Source organism: Bacillus sp. FSL R9-9497 (assembly GCF_038005805.1).
Classification (GTDB): Bacteria; Bacillota; Bacilli; order Bacillales; family Bacillaceae_G; genus Bacillus_A; species Bacillus_A cereus.
Genome location: NZ_JBBOTY010000001.1, coordinates 1,217,611 through 1,236,447, shown reverse-complemented (window position 1 = coordinate 1,236,447; position 18,837 = coordinate 1,217,611). Strand labels below are relative to the sequence as shown.

The following is an 18,837-nucleotide window of genomic DNA, read 5'->3' as shown; positions in this document are numbered from 1 at the left end:
GTCAACCACCTTTTCATTAGAAGCCAGTTATTCCCTGTGTTAAGGCTTGAATTATCGTGCTAATGTAAGACCAAAGTACAATGAATGTTGCAATTCCAATTAAAACATTTGCAATAATAAGTGTGTAAACAAGATCTAATCCGCCATTGTCTAGCTTTAATACGGCTACAGTTATACTAATCCCTATATAAGTTGCAGCTACCGATAATAATATCGGTAAGAAAAAAATTAATAAGAAACTAAAAAGAAAAGAAAGGACTAATATGACAATAGCCGGCGTCGCTATCGTTCCCCATATACCGAATACTTCAAGAAATGAAAAAGATGATTTCATCATCTTACCACTTACAAAAATAATAAATCCGACAAATAAAGTTAAAATTAATAAAAAGAAAAAGACCGTTATAGATTCTCCAAAAAACGTGGGAGTAGATATATCTGGTGCAAATGTTCTCGTAACTGCTGATGCTGCACTCATCATTCTATAAAAAATACATGCTCCTAAAAAACAAATAAGAACAAGACTTACAATTCCATTTCGCACTTCAATAGCGCCACTTTTCATAATCGCTGTCGGTGCTTGTAATGCATGTTTAAAAAATTGAAAATAGCCGCTCGCAAACCGCTTCGCTTGCTCTACCGTTTCATTTGGCCGAGCTTCCTTTGCTTGTGCCGCACGTGCTTGTTCCGGCCCTTCTTCTTGGCCACTACTTGCCACTACTTCTTCCGTTAACGAATGTCCACAATTCCCGCAAAACTTTGCCTCTGATGCATTTTCTGTATGACATGACGGACATTTCATTCTCTTATCCCTCCTTAAGGATATACCGTATAGGGTGTTACAAATTCAATATATGAATTTGTACATAAAACATGACTACAAGAAAAAGATTCTGAAATCCTTCTTTCGAAAGAAATATATGTACTAGCAATCTTGAAAAAAATGCTATTATGAAACAGAATAAATAATATTTTTAACAGATTGGATGACTGGCAATGGAATTGGTAAACTCAATTTTTCAAATACTCCTTACAAGCGTAATCCAATTATTATCTTTAATTGGCGTTATCATTGTAATTGGATTTCTATTAGGCTATTTAGAATCTCTCACACGCATGTATTGGTCGAGAGCTTTTGGAAGAAAAGGATTCCTATTAACGGCTTGGATTGGTGTTCCTATTCACGAACTTGGACATGCCATTATGTGCGTGCTGTTCCGTCATAAGATTGTAGCAACACAGTTCTTCCCGACAGATACAAGTCAAGGGGCTTTAGGTTACGTACAACATCAATACAATCAAAAAAGTGTGTATCAACGGATTGGGAATTTCTTCATCGGCATTGGGCCTATTATTTCTGGTATTACTGCACTAATCCTTTTAATGCGCTATTTCGTACCAGAATCATATTTTTTATTTAATACAACTCTCGAAAAAACGATTGCTTCTACTTCTATTAATGTAGAAATGATCCAAAACATGCTCTTGTCGACGTTTGTATTATTGAAAAGCTTATTTACAATCGGCAATTTATTGAATCCTTCCTTTTGGTTATTTTTATTTATCGCCATTTGCATTTCCGCACATATCGCTTTAAGTAAACCAGACATTAAAGGATCAATAGACGGAGTTATCGTCATGTTTATCGTTTTATTTTTATTCAACATCATCGCAGGACTGTTTCAATACGACAGTAACCAGCTAATTGGACAGGTTATGAAATATAATATGTATCTCATTGCGTTTTCTAGTGTAGCACTGCTTTTCTCTTGTATTTCTACACTTGTTAGTTTTTCGTTTTATAAAATAAGAAGAGGGCGTTCTTTTTAAACGCCCTCTTCTTATTAATTATTCCCCTTATAATCACAATGCTCAACCGGAACGCGAGCATGCCCTTCTTCATCGGTACACCATGACTGTGATTGGAATGCAAGAAAGATACCAATCCATTCTTCTTCCTTTTCAAAGTGAATGAGTATTCCTCCGTCTTGCCATATGCCATCATCACCTTGCCATTTTTCTACATTCCCTTGATTCATATGAATATCATGTATACCGTTTCCTGGTTTGAAATGAAAATAGGAATCTGGTGTATTTTCTTCTGGTCCCCATCTTTCACCAAACGCGTAAATAATTGCTTTTTCTTCTATTGCTCGTTTTATATAACGTTCTATTTTTTCATTTAAATCATTATCTGTTCCTGCTTTTTCGGGAGGTAAAGGAATCATTTGATTTGAGTCAAATAGATTTCCTCTTACATAATCTAAAGCTACTTTCGGTTCATTGTTTTTTATTTCTGTAAAACCGAATGGTAATGTCGGTAAAATATGAATCGCCTCTGACTTAATATTGTTACTCGCAAAATATAAAACTTCTGATGGATAACTTTGCGACTTTACGTTAATTGCAATACGATAATCTACTCCTGTCTCGCCCTGTAAATGAACTTGATAATGAGGTGTTTTCCCTTTTCCAATCTTTGATTGTATAACTGTACCTTTTAACACACCGTAGTTTTTTAGGGGCATACATTTCATCTCCTATTCATCTAAAATCGGCAAGGATAACCCCCTACTTCAATCGTGTGAAGGGCGATAGCCCAACGATAAGTGGGGGAGGAATTGCCGGCAGATACGGTATGGTACGTTAAAAATCCTAAGATTCTGTACCATATCAAGTATCTGAAACTTCCACCTTGCCTCCTACTTTCTCTACTTAAGTTGTTTGCTTTCACTAAAAATCTGTTACAATTTAATTAGTGAAAGGCGGTGAAAATAATGCCTACAATTACTGCAAAAATACAAATCCATGTTTCCGATAATCAAGCTGAAAGTCTAAAGATAACAACTAACGCTTACCGCAAGGCTTGTAATTGGTTATCAAAACACATATTTGAAACAAAGAACCTTAATCAAGTAAATCTCAATAACTTATATTATTCTGATTTGCGAAATCAATTTAGGTTAAAAAGTCAAATGGCTCAATCTGTGATGAAAACTGTAATTGCTCGTTACAAGTCGGCTAAATCAAATGGACATGAATGGTCTTTGATTGACTTCAAACTTGCAGAATATGATTTAGTCTGGAATCGAGATTATTCACTAACCAAAAACCAATTTAGTGTAAACACGCTTGAAGGTCGCCTAAAACTAAATTATGAGCGTAAGGCTATGAAGAAATACTTCAACAGCACTTGGAAATTTGGTACTGCTAAATTAGTGCATAAGTACAAAAAGTGGTTCTTACATATCCCGATGACAAAAGAGTACCAAACATTAGATTTCGCAGATGTAAACAACATCGTTGGTGTTGATTTAGGAATCAACTTCCTTGCAACCACTTATGATAGTCAGGGCAAAACAACCTTCTACAACGGAAATATTGTTAAACATAAGCGTGGTAAATTTAAAGCTACTCGTAAGCAATTACAAACACGACAAACACCATCTTCTCGTAAGAAAATAAAACAAATTGGCTCAAGAGAAAACCGTTATGTAACTGATGTAAACCATCAAATTACAAAGGCACTCGTTGAGGCATACCCTAGAGGTACTATGTTTGTTTTAGAAGACTTAACAGGGGTTCGTTCTGCGACAGAGAAAGTACGAGTGAAAAACCGCTATGTTTCTGTATCTTGGGCTTTCTATCAGTTCCGTCAAATGCTTGAGTATAAAGCTGAATTGAATGGACAAAAGGTAATTGTGGTAGACCCCAAATATACTTCTCAAACTTGCCCTAAGTGCGGAAACATTGAAAAAGCGAATCGTAATAAAAAGCTACACACTTTTAAGTGTAAAAATTGCCAATACCAATCAAATGATGACCGTATTGGTGCGATGAATCTACACCGTAAGGGAATTAAGCATATCAGTGTAGTTACCACAGGAGTATAGCTCTTGTGGTAGGGGCGAAGTCAACCGTCCTTATGCTCCACCATACTAAGGTAGGAGAACATTGCTCGTTCGTACTACTGGGTAGGAATAAGCGTAGTTGCTCTCTATGAGGGTAGAAGCACTGTCGAACTCCGACAGACGCAAGCCCCCACTTCAAACGACCCGTAAGGGTGTTAAGTGGCGGGTTGTTGACTTAGTAGAAGCTTTTCATATTTAAAACATTATCCATTCATAAAAAAAATCCTCCTATGTTAGGAGGATTTTTAATTTCTCAACATATACCAAACAATAACTTCTACCACTACAAGCAAAACCGCACCAAAGATCATTAACGTCGTCTTCTTTAATAGTTCATTTTCACGGTAAGGGATATTACATAAGTAAGCACCTAGTGTAATCCGTGATGGACAAGCGATTGTCGCTACTGATGATGCGGTGTTTTGAAGTGTTGTGACATATTGCCACGGGAGTGCTACGTTTTGTGCGGTTTGCATTTGTAGTTTTATAAACATTGCATTTGATCCTGCGTTACTACCTGTTAAAAATCCACCAATAGCGCCAATAAACGGAGCAACGAAAACGAAAAAGGTTCCAAATGTTTCACCAGCTGTCTTTGCGAGTAATGAATGCATGCCTGATGCACCCATTAGTTCTGAAATGGCGATAAACATTGTCGTCGTAATAGCAAATGGAATCCATTGTTTAATCGTTTGTGAGAGTGATTGTTTAATAATATTAGACGGGATGCGGAAGAAAATAATAGTAAATAAGCAAGTCATACCGAGCCAAAATCCTGGTGAATATAGTAACTCTAGTTTGTAAGAATATGATTTCAAATCAAGAACCGCATATGATCTGAACGAATCATGTAATGCTGGAACAAGGCGAGAAAGTAAAATACAAACTGTTAGAAATATATAAGGGCTAATAATTTTTATAATGGATACTTCTCTCTCCGTTGCAGCCGCATGTTCTGTTATAAGATTTTGCCCACTTTTACCTTTTAATTTAATGATAAAAAAGCCAAAGGTAATCGTAACGATAGAACTTAATATCCCGGCTAGTTCAACACTTACGTACGCATTAGAAAGATAGATTCCGAGAGAAAATAATAGAAAGAACCCTACTCCTTCTTTCCACTTTTCTATAACCGCTTGCCAGCCGCCAACAACGTGTAAAGAAAGAATAACGAAGTAAGCAAACATCGGAATACTTAATAGCGCTGTATTTGTGCCAAGTGTTGTAAGAGGCATATTTATTAGCTGCGAACCGATAATCGTACCAGTTGCCATTGCGCCCCATGAACTAGCTAGTAAGCCGATGAATGAGAGTAGTACAGCTTGAAATGGTTTATATCCTAGTGAAAGAAAAATAGGTGCTGCAACCATGAAGCCAATCCCGAATCCACTTACTGATTCAATAAGCGGGCAAATGCCAAAACACATAAGCAGCATTTGTAATAAGCGATCCTGAGTAACTTCTTCTAGAAAACGTGCTACTTGATCGATGTACCCCATTTTGTTCATGAGGTGAAATAAAAAAATACCGAAAAATAAAACGTACCCTACAATAAAACAAATTAACCATCCTTTAATCGTTGCGTGCACAGTTTCACTTATCCCTAATTGAAACATTGGCGAGAGTAAAACGATTCCAACAGACACAGCATAAGAAATTAACGAGGACCTTAATGACGTTTGTTTAAATAAAAATAAACAAATGAAAATCATCATAATTGGGATAAGTGCCAACAATATGGCCATGTTATCATCTCTTTTCATTAAAAATACAATTTTTAACTATTATATAACAGATGTCATAATTTTCAATTGTTTTTACAACAGATTCAAAAAAGGAACCCAACGGCTCCTTTTTATTCACTCCCATTTTCTATTATCCTGAAAAACTGTCTGCTTTCCGACTATTTCTTTCAACACAACAAACACAATGTAAGTACATATTGCTTGCAATATAATATTCCAAAATTTCATTAATGCAAATGAATGAATCCGTAGAAATAATTCGTTTAATAATACAATCGAAACGATACTAAATAATTCTATACTAATCGAAAATAGACATATTTCTAAAATAGACTGTTCTTGAATGCGATTTAAATTGGAAAAGATGAATACATACCCTAAAAATAGAGCCATTAACTCTATTTTCGTCATGCTAATAAGCCAAGCGTATAGCGGTACAGTTAAAAATAGATATAGTAGTTTACGTCTTAGCATGCCTTCTCACCCTCTAAATTATATGTATTTTCTGTATATTTTAACATTTATTACGCAAAACAAAAAGAAGAGACTACGCCTCTTCTTTTTGTTTTGTTGCATATATTAATTCACATATTTCTTCTTGCTTTTCATTTTCTAAAAGCTCAATGATCTTACTTCCAACGACAACTCCGTCGCATATTGTAATCATTTCTTCTACATGTTCCTTTGTTGAAATACCAAATCCTGCGACTACTGGTAAGTTGACGTGTGATTTTACTTTTTCTAAGTAACTATGAATCTCCTCTTTAAAGTTTTGACGTACTCCCGTTACGCCCGCTACTGTAACAGCATAAACGAACCCTTCTGATTCACTCGTAATTTTTTCAATTCTTTCAATAGGACTCGTTACGGTAACGAGTGGAATGAGCGCAATGTTTGCCTCTCGAAGTAACGGCGTAATAATATTTTGTTCTTCATACGGTAAGTCTGGAACGATGATGCCGTCTACACCTGCTTCTATACAGTTCTCGATGAATCTCTCTTTTCCGAATGCAAGTACAGGATTTAAATATGTCATAAGAACAAAGGGCATTTGTACTTCTTTCCTTACCTCTGCTAACGCTTGAAAAATGCCTTTTAATGTTACGCCGCTATCTAGCGCTCGCTTTCCTGCTCTTTGAATCGTTGGCCCATCTGCAACTGGATCCGAAAACGGAATACCAATTTCAACGATGCTTGCTCCAGCTTCATCTAGAAAACGAATTCTTTCTTTTAATTTTTCAAGGCCGCCATCTCCGCCCATTACATACGGAATAAATGCTTTCTTGCCATTTTCAAACGCTGCTTTAATTTTTTCTACTCCCATTTTTTACACCTCTTCCATATAACGTTTTATACTCTCTACATCTTTATCCCCGCGGCCTGATAAACAAATGACAAGCCCTTCGTCTGTCTTCATTTGCGGCGCTAATTTTAATGCGTATGCGACAGCATGTGAACTTTCTAACGCCGGGATAATGCCTTCTTTTTTCGTTAATAATTGAAATGCTTCTAATGCTTCTTCGTCTGTTATCGACTGATAAGAAACGCGGCCAATATCTTTTAGCAAACTATGTTCTGGACCAACACCTGGATAATCAAGTCCTGCTGAAATAGAGTGTGCTTCTTGAATTTGCCCTTCTTCATTTTGCAGAAGATACATCATTGATCCGTGCAGGACACCGACGCTTCCTTTCGTTAAAGTTGCTGCATGCTTTTCTGTATGAACGCCTTTTCCAGCTGCTTCTACGCCGTAAAGAGCAACTTCTTCATCATGTACAAATGGATAAAATATTCCCATCGCGTTACTCCCACCACCAATGCAAGCAACAACTGCTTCTGGTAATTTCCCCTCTAATTCTTCATATTGTTTCTTCGTCTCATTCCCAATTACACTTTGGAAATCACGTACAATTTGCGGGAATGGATGTGGTCCGAGAACAGATCCCATAATGTAGTGCGTATCATGCACATGTGAAACCCAGTAACGAAGCGCCTCGTTTACCGCATCTTTTAATGTACCGCTACCTGCCGCTACACTTTCTACTTTCGCTCCGAGTAATTCCATTCGGAACACATTTAATTTTTGACGTCTTACATCTTCTTCTCCCATAAAAATGACGCATTCTAATCCGAGAAGAGCACATACAGTAGCTGTTGCAACTCCGTGTTGTCCAGCTCCTGTTTCAGCGACAACTTTTTTCTTGCCCATTCGCACTGCAAGTAGTGCCTGACCGATTGTATTGTTAATTTTATGAGCTCCTGTATGGTTCAAATCTTCACGTTTTAAATAAATCTTTGCACCACCGCAATACTTCGTCATATTTTCAGCATAATATAGCGGTGTTTCTCTTCCGACGTACGTTTTTAAATAATGATTTAATTCCTTTTGAAATGCTTCATCTTGCATCGCTTCTTTATATGCTTCTTCTAGTTCTAGTACAGATTGCATTAACGTTTCTGGAACGTATCGTCCTCCGTATATACCGTAATGTCCTTTTTCATCTGGATATGCATAGTTCATTTGGAACACTCCTTCGCTTTTATAATAAATTGTTTTATTTTCTCTACATCTTTCTTTCCTTCTGTCTCTACTCCGCTGCTCACATCAACCATATAAGGCCGAACAGTTCGAATTGCTTCTTCTATATTAAGAGCGTTTAATCCACCAGCTAATATCGTTTTCTTTCGCAATTCTTTTGGCATATGCCCAAGTAGTTCCCATGAAAATGTCTTTCCATTTCCTCCATGAAACTTTTCTTTCGGGCTATCAAATAATATATAATCCGTTTCATACCTTTGAGCGTTTTTCATATCACTCTCTGAAGTTACTCCTAGCGACTTTATAGACGGAATATTCAATCTTCTAATTTGATGATTGTCTTCATCCCCATGTAGTTGTACATGTGTTAACCCGCACTCATCTGCAATTTTCCGGATCACTTCTACTGATTCATTTACGAAAACACCGATTTTTAACACGTTGGCTGGAAGCTCCTCAATGATTTCTTCCGCTCTCTTTGGAGTGATTTTCCGCTTACTTTCTGCAAAAACAAATCCGAGTGCATCTGCGCCGTATTCGCACGCACGTTTTGCTGTTTCCATATCAGTGATGCCGCAAATTTTCACTTTCATATATTCACCTTACAATCTTCAAAAAAACTACTAATAGAAGATGATGTCATAAGCGCCTCTCCAACTAATACACCTTTTGCTCCAGCTCTTTTAACACGAATAATATCTTCTTTTGAATGAATGCCACTTTCACTAATCCAAAGTAGTTTCTCCTCATTCAATCTTTTTCCAAGCTTTTCAGTTTGGCTTAAATCTACTTCGAACGTTTTTAAATTACGATTATTAATGCCAATAACGTGCGGATTTAATACAATCGCAGTTTCTAATTCCTGTACATCATGAACTTCAACAATCGCTTCCAATCCTTTTTCTAACACGTAGCTATACAACTCTTTTAACTTCTCTTTCGTTAACGCTGCTACAATTAGTAAAATAATATCGGCTCCCGCTTCATATGCTCTATCGATTTGAATCTTATCTATTATGAAATCTTTACATAAAAGCGGAATGTTACTTTCTTCTCGTGCTGTTTGTAAATCGTGAAACGATCCTTTAAAAAATTGACCATCTGTTAAAACAGAAACTGCTCCTGCACCACATTCCTCATATGTTCCCACTTGTTTTCGTACATCAACGTGTAAATTGATATCTCCTTTTGATGGTGATGCTCGCTTTACTTCTGCAATGATAGTAAACTGCTGTAACGCTTCTACAAGTGAATGTGTCTTTCTTTTTGCTTTTACTGGTGTATATATTTCATATAACTCCGTAACTTCCTTTTTCTTCTGTTCTACAATTTTATCTAAAATCGTCCCCACTTTAGTTCACCCTTTCTAATTTTTCGTTGCTTGCTGCAATTAATAAGTTTAATTTGGTTAATGCTTTTCCAGAGTCGATGCTATGTGTCGCGAGTTTAATTCCTTCTTCAATCGTTTCCGTTTTTCCATTTGCGAAAAGAGCTAGACCTGCATTTAATAAAACGGTATCACGATAAACACTCTTTTCTCCGCTCAATACGCCGACTGTAATCTTTGCATTTTCTTTTGAATTCCCCCCTCTAATTTCTTCATTTTTCACTCTTGAAAAACCATACTTTTCTGGATCAATACTCATTTCTACTATTTCATTATCTTTTAAAATGACTACGTGATTTTCCCCTTGTAATGACGCTTCATCTAAAAAACCACTTCCATTTACGACAAGCGCTTGTTTCCGGCCTAACTTTTGTAATACTTGTGCAACTGGTAATAACATATCTCGTTTATAAATACCGACAAATTGTGTTTCTAAATTCACTGGATTTGTTAAAGGACCAATTAAATTAAAGATCGTCGGCACGTTTAACTCTTTTCTTATTTTCATAATGCGCCTTAGTGCTGGATGCATCACTGGTGCAAATAAAAATGCAATGCCCACATGCTCTAGTAAATAATCAATTTCGTTTGGCGTACTACTAATATTTACACCTAGTTCTTCTAATAAGTCTGCACTTCCTGTTTTACTAGAAACAGCACGATTACCATGTTTTGCAACCTTTACGCCAGCTCCTGCCAGTACGAATGCTGATGTTGTGCTAATATTAAACGTTTGAGCACCGTCACCACCCGTCCCGCAATTGTCCATTGCTCCTTGTATATGGTTCGAAAATGGTAGTGCCTTTTCGCGAAGAGCTCGAACGAGACCGTATATTTCTTCTGCATTTTCACCTTTCGCTTTCAGTAAGACTAAGAAAGCTGCAATTTCACTTTCTAATATGTTTTCACTTAATAAAAGTAGTCCTGCTTTATACATTTCCTCTTCTGTTAAATGTTGACCCTCCACTAATTTACGAAGATAGTTATTCATACTCTTTCCTCCTCTTTTACTTCTGTTAAAAAGGCACGTATTAACTTTCCGCCTTCTTCTGTTGCGATTGATTCCGGATGAAACTGTAATCCGAAGAGCGGATAATAATTGTGACGGACTGCCATTATCTCTCCGTCGTCCATCGCTGTCGCTAATATGTCAAAACACTCTGGCAAGCTCGTTTGCTCTGCAACAAGGGAATGATAGCGCATTGCCGTTAACGGCTGTGTAGCGTATGAAAAGATTGACATTCCGTTATGTTTCACACGCGATGTTTTTCCATGTTTAATACGTTCTGCTCTAACAATGTCTCCTCCAAATGCAGCTATGATCGCTTGGTGACCAAGACAAATCCCTAATATGGGAACGTTCTTATAAAAATGACGGATGACGTCGATACAAATGCCAGCATCCTCTGGTTTTCCTGGTCCTGGTGAAAGTACAATTCCTCTTGGATTCATCTCTTCTAACTGTTCTATCGTTATTTCATCATTTCTTACAACTACAATTTCTTCTTCATGTTCGCCTAACAGTTGATACAAGTTATATGTGAACGAATCGTAATTATCGATAAGTACAATCATTTCATTACCTCCAAAAGCGCTCTCGCTTTATTTAATGTTTCTTCATATTCAGCTACTGGATCTGAATCGTAAACGACTCCTGCTCCTGCCTGAACGTATGCTTTTTCATCCTTTACGACCATCGTTCGAATAGCGAGCGCCATATCAAGATTTCCTGAAAAACTAACGTATCCAACTGCACCAGCGTATACATTTCTTTTTTCATTCTCTAGTTCATTTATAATTTCCATCGCTCTAATTTTCGGAGCTCCAGAAACCGTTCCTGCTGGTAAGCAATACGCTAACGCATCAAATCCGCCCATTTGTTTTCGCAATGTTCCGTAAACTTCAGATACAATGTGCATAACGTGAGAGTATTTTTCTACTTTCATATATTTATCTATCGTAACCGAGCCGATTTCGCTCACTCTACCAATATCGTTTCGCCCAAGATCTACAAGCATCATATGCTCTGCTCGCTCTTTCTCATTGCCTAACAGTTCTTTTGCGATTTCCTCGTCTTCCCTCTTCGTTTTCCCCCTCGGCCTTGTACCAGCAATTGGATTCGTCATCACTTTATCCTCCCTTACTGATAGTAAACTTTCCGGCGAAGAACCGAGTACAACATAATCTTGAAAATCGATATAGAACATATATGGTGATGGATTTGCAATTCGAAGTTTTCGGTATAACCAGAATGGATCCCCAATACATTCACTTTGTAAACGCTGTGATAGTACGACTTGGAATATGTCTCCCGCTCTTATATATTCTTTCGCAATTTCTACCATCTCACAAAACTCTTTTTCCGTTATAGAAGAAGTGAATGATAATGTGGATTGTATTGCATTTACTTCAGCTTCTTCTCCTTGTAGCACTTCCTCTTTGTATACTCGTAGCCTTTCGTATACTTCCTCATAATCTGCTGAATCATCTTCCCTGCATACATATACAAACGACAACTTTTGGCGTAAATGATCGTAAACGATAAACTCACGATATAGTACAAGGTGTACTTCCGGAATATTTAATGGGTCGTGTAAATCCGCTCCAATGTTTTCATACTGCCGAATGACATCATATCCAATATAACCAACTGCTCCTCCGCAAAATGGAAATGGGCTGTCTACTTGTGATGGTGCGATTACTTCTTCTAACACTTGTAGTACGTTACCTTGTAACTTTTCTGCCCGGCCGTAAATCGTTCGTTCCACTTCCGTACCAACGCTTTTTACTTCTCCATAAGGATTACATCCTAAGTAAGAATAACGCCCTTTATCTTGATGAAGCTGTGAACTTTCTAATAAAAATTTCTTCTTCCCTTTCATACGTCTATATAAAGAAATTGGCGTAATGCTATCTCCTTCTTCTTCAGTGATTACTAAAAATGTCTTTCTCGCTCTTTTTTGTTTTATAAATTCTTCTTTCGTCATCATGTCCTTCACCTCACTCTGAAAAATAAAAAAGTCCCCTACATATCGAAAATATGTAGAGGACGATAAATATACCGCGGTACCACCTCGTGTTGGATGCAAAAGCATCCCGCTTTGTTCAGGTACAAAATTTATACCTTATCCTTGTAACGGCGGAACCCGGGTTGCCTACTGAAAATAATTGTTCAGCATACCTCTCGTAAGCCCATTCCGTATATGGCACCGTACCGGGCTCCCACCTATTCCCGGCTCTCTGTAACGTCTCCAATATACGTACTCTTCTTACTTAAACGATTTCATTTATTTAATTTTTTATACACAAAAAGGGAGTACTCATCCTATAGAAAGGACGGGTACTCCCGTGGTGCCACCTTAATTCGTTACAAATGTAACGCACTTTACCGTATCAAAAACAATACGTGTCTCTTGTATCGATGAGATCATGTCGCCAAAGCCTACTTCTTTCGTTTCGGTTTGGAAGCTCCGAAGCCCATTCCACATCAATTCCATACTGATTCGCACCAACCATCAGCTCTCTGACATGTTCATCATGTGTACTCTTCTTCATCAACGCTTGCATTTTTTTAAGTTGCACTCATTATAGACCTGACTTTTTTTACAAGTCAATACTTTTTTAAAAATTTTATTTTTCTTTCCTTTCAATATTATATTGACAAAACAACCTCTTTTTATGTAAATATAATAAATACTCTATTAAAAATAAGGTTTTTTGTATGAATATTATATATTAAAAAAGTAAAATAACATCAAAAAACGCTTACATTTCTGAAAATTCGTATTTCTATATGGATTTTTCAGAATAATCATGATAGATTATAAAGTGAAACTTTAATCAATCAGGTATTAACGCATCAAAAGACATGACAAAAGGAAGGGGAACTTCATGAGTACGCAGATGTTAACTTTAACTTCAATCTCTATTTACATGCTCGGGATGTTAGTAATCGGCTATTTCGCCTATAAACGAACGTCCAACTTAACAGATTATATGCTTGGCGGGCGTACACTAGGCCCCGCAGTAACGGCATTAAGTGCTGGAGCATCCGATATGAGCGGTTGGCTTTTAATGGGATTACCAGGTGCAATGTTTAGCGTTGGATTAAGTAGTAGTTGGATTGCGATCGGCCTAACACTAGGCGCATACGCAAACTGGCTTTATGTTGCTCCTCGCTTACGTACCTACTCAGAAATTGCAAATAACTCTATTACTATTCCAGAATTTTTGGAACACCGTTTCCACGACAAATCTCATATGCTACGTTTAGTATCTGGACTTGTTATTATGATTTTCTTTACTTTCTATGTAGCTTCAGGATTAGTTTCAGGCGCTGTATTATTTGAAAATTCATTTGGTATGAACTACCACGTTGGATTATTCATTGTTGCAGGCGTTGTTGTAGCTTACACATTATTTGGTGGGTTCTTAGCAGTAAGTTGGACAGACTTCGTGCAAGGAATCATTATGGTAGTCGCTCTTATTCTTGTTCCTATCGTAACAATTATGAATTCGAATGGACTTGGACCTGCATTTGATACAATCCGCTCTGTAGATCCAACACGTTTAGATATTTTTAAAGGTGCCTCTACTTTAGGAATGATTTCTTTATTCGCATGGGGGCTTGGTTATGTTGGACAACCTCATATTATCGTACGCTTTATGGCGATTTCGTCCGTAAAAGAACTGAAAAGCGCACGAAGAATTGGTATGAGCTGGATGATTTTCTCTGTTGTCGGAGCTATGTTTACTGGTCTTATCGGTATTGCTTACTATTCACAACAAGAGTTAACATTATCTAACCCGGAAACAATTTTCCTTGAACTAGGAAAAATTTTATTCCATCCACTTATTACTGGATTCTTATTAGCCGCTATTTTAGCAGCGATTATGAGTACAATCTCATCTCAGTTACTCGTTACTTCAAGTGCAGTAACGGAAGACTTATATCGTACATTCTTTAAACGCTCTGCCTCTGATAAAGAGCTTGTATTTGTCGGTCGTATGGCTGTACTTGTTATTGCATTAGTTGGATGCGCTTTAGCGTTTAAACAAAATGATACAATTTTAGCTCTTGTTGGATACGCTTGGGCTGGGTTCGGTTCTTCATTTGGACCTGCTATTTTATTAAGCTTATATTGGAAACGTATGACGAAATGGGGCGCACTTGCCGGTATGATTTCTGGTGCCGCTACTGTTATTATATGGACTCAATTCAAATTCTTAAAAGATTTCTTATATGAAATGATTCCAGGCTTCGCTATTAGTTTACTAGCCATCGTAATTGTTAGTTTACTAACACAACCTTCAAAAGAAGTTGAAGAGCAATTTGAGGATTTCGAAAAACAACATCTTCATAATTTATAAAAAAATCTCTGCTGTTATCATAACAGCAGAGATTTTTTACAGTTCGACAATCTTCTTATCAAATTTAACAAATTCTTTATGTTTCGTTAAATTTAACATAACACTACTCCTTTATAGTATGAGTATCAGCACTTATACAGAAAGGGGACTTCAACATGTTAGCAGCTTTCCAGCAACAACAAACACGAAAATTTTCACCTATCACAAATACTTCTGCGTCTTGTTTAAACATGCAACCTAATCCGCCTAAAATTTCAATTGCTCCTTCTGTTATTTCAGTCATCGGTGTTCATATGGAAAAACATAAATTAAAAATAAAAACGGGACAAAACATTGTGTTATCAGCTTCCATTTTACCAATACAAGCAACGAATAAAGAGCTTATTTGGTCAAATATGAATTCTGATATCATCACCATATATCCAAAAGATGACACCGTAACGATTACTGGAAAAAGTGCAGGTAAAGCAGTCGTAATTGTCACAACTGCTGAAGGCAAATTCCGTGACCTATGTGTCATTCATGTACAACCTTATATGACAAATCCAAAGTAAAAGAGTGGCTTCGTAGCCACTCTTTTACTTGATTTCAATATTTGAGTTTTTACTTTTTACAAGATTAATAAAAAAAGATGAAGATTTATCTTGTTTATGATGGTTGAAATTCGAAATTGCCTGTTCTTCTGTATAAAAATTTGATGTAACTTCTTTCCCTGCTTGATCTATACTATGTTGCCTAACGCATCCTTTTAATACAAAATAACATTTTAACGGAACATTTCCTTGTCTTAGGAATACTGTTCCTTTTTTATATTCTTCAATTTGTAATTCACTGAGGATCATTTGCTACTCTTCTTCACTTAGTGTTGTAAATCTATTCATATACTTCTTTAACATCTCTTCCATTTTCCTCCCCCTTCTACGCCCGCATTTCTATAAAACAAAAAGAGAAGTATCATAACTTCTCTTTTCTTCTCCAACATTATAATTCCTGTGTATACACCGGCTCGTTTACGACATTTTTTGCTATTCGCTTTTGTTGCTGCAGTAAGAAAACAGATACACCAAACAATACGAGCATGCTACCGATAATTTGCATTGCATTTAATTTTTCTCCAAGTAAGAAGAACGCAAGTATAGATGCTCCAACAGGTTCTCCTAAAATACTCATTGAAATTGTCGTTGCATTCACATAATTTAACAGCCAATTATTAATTACATGTGACACTGTCGGCACAACCGCAAGTAAAAGAAAAACAGTCCAATCCCACTTCGTATAACCTGTAAAGGGTACTTGTAATATGACATTATAAATCCCCATAAAAAGACCTGCGCACGCAAAGACTGTAAAGCTATAAATCCAGTGTGATACTTTCTTCACTGTCGTTTGCCCGATAAATAAATAACCGACAACTGCTATTACACTTAGAAAGGATAATATGTCACCATAAATTGCTTGCTTACTTAAACCTAAATCTCCCCAACCAATGCACATTACTCCTAAAATAGCGATTCCCATCGTTGCAATGGCTGAATATGTTGTTCTTTCTTTAAATAGAAAAAAACCTCCAACTAAAGATACGATCGGTTGAAGTGCCAAAATAATTGTTGAACTAGCAACTGTTGTATGCTTTAAAGATTCAAACCATAAAAGAAAATGAAGTGCTAAAAAGAAACCAGATCCAATTAAAAAGCCCCAATCTTTCATTTGAATCTTATTAAATTCCTCTCTTTTTTTCCATACGATAGGCAGCATAATAAGTACGATAATCCATAAGCGGTACATACTTAATATTGAAGATGGTGCTGAGGACATCTTTACAAAAACTGCTGCAAAGGAAATGGCAATTATAGAAATAGCCAATGGTAGTGCGATTGATTTTTCTTGTTTCAAATCCTGTCTCCCCTCTCACCTGTCAAAAATCCCACTTCATTATATCCGTTTTCTTTCGTAACTTAAATACTAATTTTTTAGATTCTTCGTACCATTATGGTAAAATAGAAATTAAGGCACCAATTAGTGAATATTTCTTTCCTTTTCACTACAAGCGTCGCTCTTACAATCGTTACAGTAAATTTTTATTTAGGGGGATCTACATGAGTCAAACAATAGGGAGAATTGAAGAAATTTCATTTTATAGCGCATCACTTCAAGAAGACGTTACACTTCTCGTTTATTTACCAGTAAATTACACACCACTGCACAAACATACAGTTGTAATTGCACAAGATGGTAGAGATTATTTTCAGCTCGGTAAAGCGCACCGTGTAATTGAGCGCCTTCGTGAAACCGAAGAAATTGACCGTACAATTATTGTCGGTATTCCATATAAAAATGTACATGATCGTAAAGAAAAATATTTCCCAAATGAAGTAAAAAATGCTGCATATATTCGTTTCCTTGCTCACGAGCTTGCACCATATATTGATGAAAATTATCCAACGTACCAAATGGGGAAAGGTCGTGTGTTAATTGGTGATTCTCTTGGCGGAACAGTTTCCTTTATGACTGCAATTATGTATCCGCATACATTCGGTAAAGTCGTTATGCAATCACCATTTGTGGATGAGACAGTGATGAACTTAGCAAAAGAATTCAAAGATCCACAGGCATTAGAACTGTATCACGTCATCGGTACAGAAGAAACGGCTGTAAAGCGTACTGATGGACAAGTATCTGATTTCGTAGGGCCGAACCGTGAGTTAAATACGCTTCTTACAGCTAGAAACTTCATCACGCATTACGAGGAATTTGAAGGCAATCATACTTGGAAATATTGGCAGACTGATTTACCGAAAGCCTTCTCTCATATTCTATCAATGAAATAATAGAGAGCAGTATTCAGAATAATTTGATATAATAGATAAAGAGATTTATTTATCTCAAAATCTAACTAGACTTACAAAGGGAGGAATTGGAACATGAAATTAGGCATTGTAATTTTTCCATCTAAAATGATTCAAGATAAAGCGAACGGATTGCGTAAACGTTATGACCCGCACTACGCATTAGTTCCGCCACATATTACATTGAAAACACCCTTTGAGGCGCAAGATGAACAATTAGAGTCGATTGTAAACGAGTTACATACAATCGCAAGTAAAACGAACCCTTTCACCCTTCATGTTGGGAAAGTTGGTTCATTCGCACCTGTTAATAACGTCCTTTACTTTAAAGTAGAAAAAACACCTGAACTTACTTTCTTAAATGAAGAAATGCATAGCGGGTTATTCACGCAAGAACGCGAATATGCTTTCGTACCTCATTTAACAATCGGACAAGGCTTATCAGATGCAGAGCATGCTGATGTGTTGGGCCGATTACGTATGAAAGATTTCTATTACGAACAACCAATTGATCGTTTCCATCTTCTATATCAATTAGAAAATGGAACATGGACTGTACACGAAACATTCCGTCTTGGAAAGGGGAACAACTAATTTGCACGCACAGATTGTACAAACGGACGAACAACTAAGAGATGCATTCTCTGTACGTAAACAAGTGTTTGTAAATGAACAACGTGTCTCTGCTGAAGAAGAGTACGATGAGTTTGAAGAAACTTCAACACACGTTGTTATATATGACAATGATGTTCCAGTTGGTGCTGGACGTTTTCGCACCCTTGATGGTATCGGAAAAATGGAACGCATTTGCGTGCTAAATTCCCATCGTAAAAAAGGCATCGGAAAAATTGTTATGGATTCGCTTGAAGCGTATGCAAAAGAAAATTCGCTACCGAAATTGAAACTTCACGCTCAAACACATGCTGAAGATTTCTATAAAAAACTTGGATATGTAACAAGTTCTGATGTATTTATGGAAGCAAATATCCCGCACGTCGTAATGATAAAAGAATTGTAATTTGAAAGCAGGAGGTGACCC

The 18,837-nt window shown here is 36.8% G+C and carries 19 protein-coding genes, 1 pseudogene and 2 other annotated features; of the genes and pseudogenes, 7 read left to right on the top strand and 13 right to left on the bottom strand.

Annotation, left to right across the window (positions count from 1 at the left end; translation table 11 throughout):
- Positions 1–16: 16 nt before the first annotated feature.
- Positions 17–802, bottom strand: a complete 786-nt coding sequence (locus MKY21_RS06410; protein WP_000650101.1) for a zinc ribbon domain-containing protein — start codon at positions 800–802, stop codon at positions 17–19.
- 194 nt (positions 803–996) lie between these two features.
- Here MKY21_RS06410 and MKY21_RS06405 point away from each other — a divergent pair, with 194 nt between their 5' ends.
- Positions 997–1,830, top strand: coding sequence for a hypothetical protein (locus MKY21_RS06405; protein WP_000424529.1), 834 nt, complete (start codon positions 997–999; stop codon positions 1,828–1,830).
- Between the two features lie 14 nt (positions 1,831–1,844).
- On the opposite strand, the gene MKY21_RS06400 is transcribed toward MKY21_RS06405, so the two are convergent.
- Positions 1,845–2,528, bottom strand: coding sequence for a DUF2278 family protein (locus MKY21_RS06400; protein ID WP_001128606.1), 684 nt, complete (start codon positions 2,526–2,528; stop codon positions 1,845–1,847).
- A 249-nt stretch (positions 2,529–2,777) separates the two neighbouring features.
- On the opposite strand from MKY21_RS06400, the gene MKY21_RS06395 reads away from it, so the two are divergent.
- On the top strand, positions 2,778–3,893 hold the full coding sequence (locus MKY21_RS06395; RefSeq protein ID WP_001142359.1) for an RNA-guided endonuclease InsQ/TnpB family protein: 1,116 nt from the start codon (positions 2,778–2,780) through the stop codon (positions 3,891–3,893).
- Positions 3,894–4,156: 263 nt separating this feature from the next.
- Here the strand turns inward: MKY21_RS06395 and MKY21_RS06390 are convergent, their stop codons facing one another.
- The 9 genes from MKY21_RS06390 to trpE all read right to left on the bottom strand — a co-directional run bounded on the left by MKY21_RS06390 (position 4,157) and on the right by trpE (position 12,572).
- Entirely contained in the window at positions 4,157–5,656 is a 1,500-nt protein-coding gene (locus tag MKY21_RS06390) for an L-lactate permease (RefSeq protein WP_341075764.1), read from the bottom strand.
- Between the two features lie 114 nt (positions 5,657–5,770).
- Positions 5,771–6,130, bottom strand: coding sequence for a DUF4029 domain-containing protein (locus tag MKY21_RS06385; protein WP_000946130.1), 360 nt, complete (start codon positions 6,128–6,130; stop codon positions 5,771–5,773).
- 73 nt (positions 6,131–6,203) lie between these two features.
- On the bottom strand, positions 6,204–6,980 hold the full coding sequence (trpA, locus tag MKY21_RS06380; protein WP_000537826.1) for a tryptophan synthase subunit alpha: 777 nt from the start codon (positions 6,978–6,980) through the stop codon (positions 6,204–6,206).
- A 3-nt stretch (positions 6,981–6,983) separates the two neighbouring features.
- Positions 6,984–8,177, bottom strand: coding sequence for a tryptophan synthase subunit beta (trpB, locus tag MKY21_RS06375; RefSeq protein ID WP_001105037.1), 1,194 nt, complete (start codon positions 8,175–8,177; stop codon positions 6,984–6,986).
- Positions 8,174–8,788, bottom strand: a complete 615-nt coding sequence (locus MKY21_RS06370; protein ID WP_000865114.1) for a phosphoribosylanthranilate isomerase — start codon at positions 8,786–8,788, stop codon at positions 8,174–8,176. Before MKY21_RS06370 ends, trpB begins: the two co-directional genes overlap by 4 nt.
- On the bottom strand, positions 8,785–9,546 hold the full coding sequence (trpC, locus tag MKY21_RS06365) for an indole-3-glycerol phosphate synthase TrpC (RefSeq protein WP_000536714.1): 762 nt from the start codon (positions 9,544–9,546) through the stop codon (positions 8,785–8,787). The genes MKY21_RS06370 and trpC overlap by 4 nt, the downstream gene beginning before the upstream one ends.
- A 1-nt stretch (position 9,547) precedes the next feature.
- Positions 9,548–10,573, bottom strand: coding sequence for an anthranilate phosphoribosyltransferase (gene trpD / locus MKY21_RS06360; protein WP_341075760.1), 1,026 nt, complete (start codon positions 10,571–10,573; stop codon positions 9,548–9,550).
- Complete coding sequence (locus MKY21_RS06355; protein WP_000636317.1) at positions 10,570–11,157, bottom strand: aminodeoxychorismate/anthranilate synthase component II; 588 nt, start codon at positions 11,155–11,157, stop codon at positions 10,570–10,572. The genes trpD and MKY21_RS06355 overlap by 4 nt, the downstream gene beginning before the upstream one ends.
- Positions 11,154–12,572, bottom strand: a complete 1,419-nt coding sequence (gene trpE, locus MKY21_RS06350) for an anthranilate synthase component I (RefSeq protein ID WP_136986660.1) — start codon at positions 12,570–12,572, stop codon at positions 11,154–11,156. Before trpE ends, MKY21_RS06355 begins: the two co-directional genes overlap by 4 nt.
- 52 nt (positions 12,573–12,624) lie before the next feature.
- Positions 12,625–12,869 (bottom strand) — a binding site (T-box leader).
- 42 nt (positions 12,870–12,911) lie between these two features.
- Positions 12,912–13,149 (bottom strand) — a binding site (T-box leader).
- 324 nt (positions 13,150–13,473) lie between these two features.
- Between trpE and putP the strand changes: the two genes are divergently transcribed.
- Together putP and MKY21_RS06340 are read left to right on the top strand one after the other, a co-directional pair.
- Positions 13,474–14,952, top strand: coding sequence for a sodium/proline symporter PutP (putP, locus tag MKY21_RS06345; protein WP_016117426.1), 1,479 nt, complete (start codon positions 13,474–13,476; stop codon positions 14,950–14,952).
- A gap of 155 nt (positions 14,953–15,107) precedes the next feature.
- Complete coding sequence (locus MKY21_RS06340; protein WP_000878733.1) at positions 15,108–15,506, top strand: Ig-like domain-containing protein; 399 nt, start codon at positions 15,108–15,110, stop codon at positions 15,504–15,506.
- A 78-nt stretch (positions 15,507–15,584) separates the two neighbouring features.
- Here the strand turns inward: MKY21_RS06340 and MKY21_RS06335 are convergent.
- Both MKY21_RS06335 and MKY21_RS06330 read right to left on the bottom strand, forming a co-directional pair.
- Positions 15,585–15,857 (bottom strand): annotated as a pseudogene (locus MKY21_RS06335) (Crp/Fnr family transcriptional regulator); the annotation flags it as partial.
- 76 nt (positions 15,858–15,933) lie between these two features.
- A complete protein-coding gene (locus tag MKY21_RS06330; protein WP_000806934.1) occupies positions 15,934–16,845 on the bottom strand; it encodes a DMT family transporter in 912 nt (303 codons plus the stop codon).
- 203 nt (positions 16,846–17,048) lie between these two features.
- On the opposite strand from MKY21_RS06330, the gene MKY21_RS06325 reads away from it, so the two are divergent.
- The 3 genes from MKY21_RS06325 to MKY21_RS06315 all read left to right on the top strand — a co-directional run bounded on the left by MKY21_RS06325 (position 17,049) and on the right by MKY21_RS06315 (position 18,816).
- Positions 17,049–17,780, top strand: coding sequence for an alpha/beta hydrolase (locus tag MKY21_RS06325; protein ID WP_000084008.1), 732 nt, complete (start codon positions 17,049–17,051; stop codon positions 17,778–17,780).
- A 93-nt stretch (positions 17,781–17,873) separates the two neighbouring features.
- Complete coding sequence (locus MKY21_RS06320) at positions 17,874–18,392, top strand: YjcG family protein (RefSeq protein ID WP_000765863.1); 519 nt, start codon at positions 17,874–17,876, stop codon at positions 18,390–18,392.
- A 1-nt stretch (position 18,393) separates the two neighbouring features.
- Positions 18,394–18,816, top strand: a complete 423-nt coding sequence (locus MKY21_RS06315; RefSeq protein WP_000543307.1) for a GNAT family N-acetyltransferase — start codon at positions 18,394–18,396, stop codon at positions 18,814–18,816.
- Positions 18,817–18,837 lie beyond the last annotated feature (21 nt).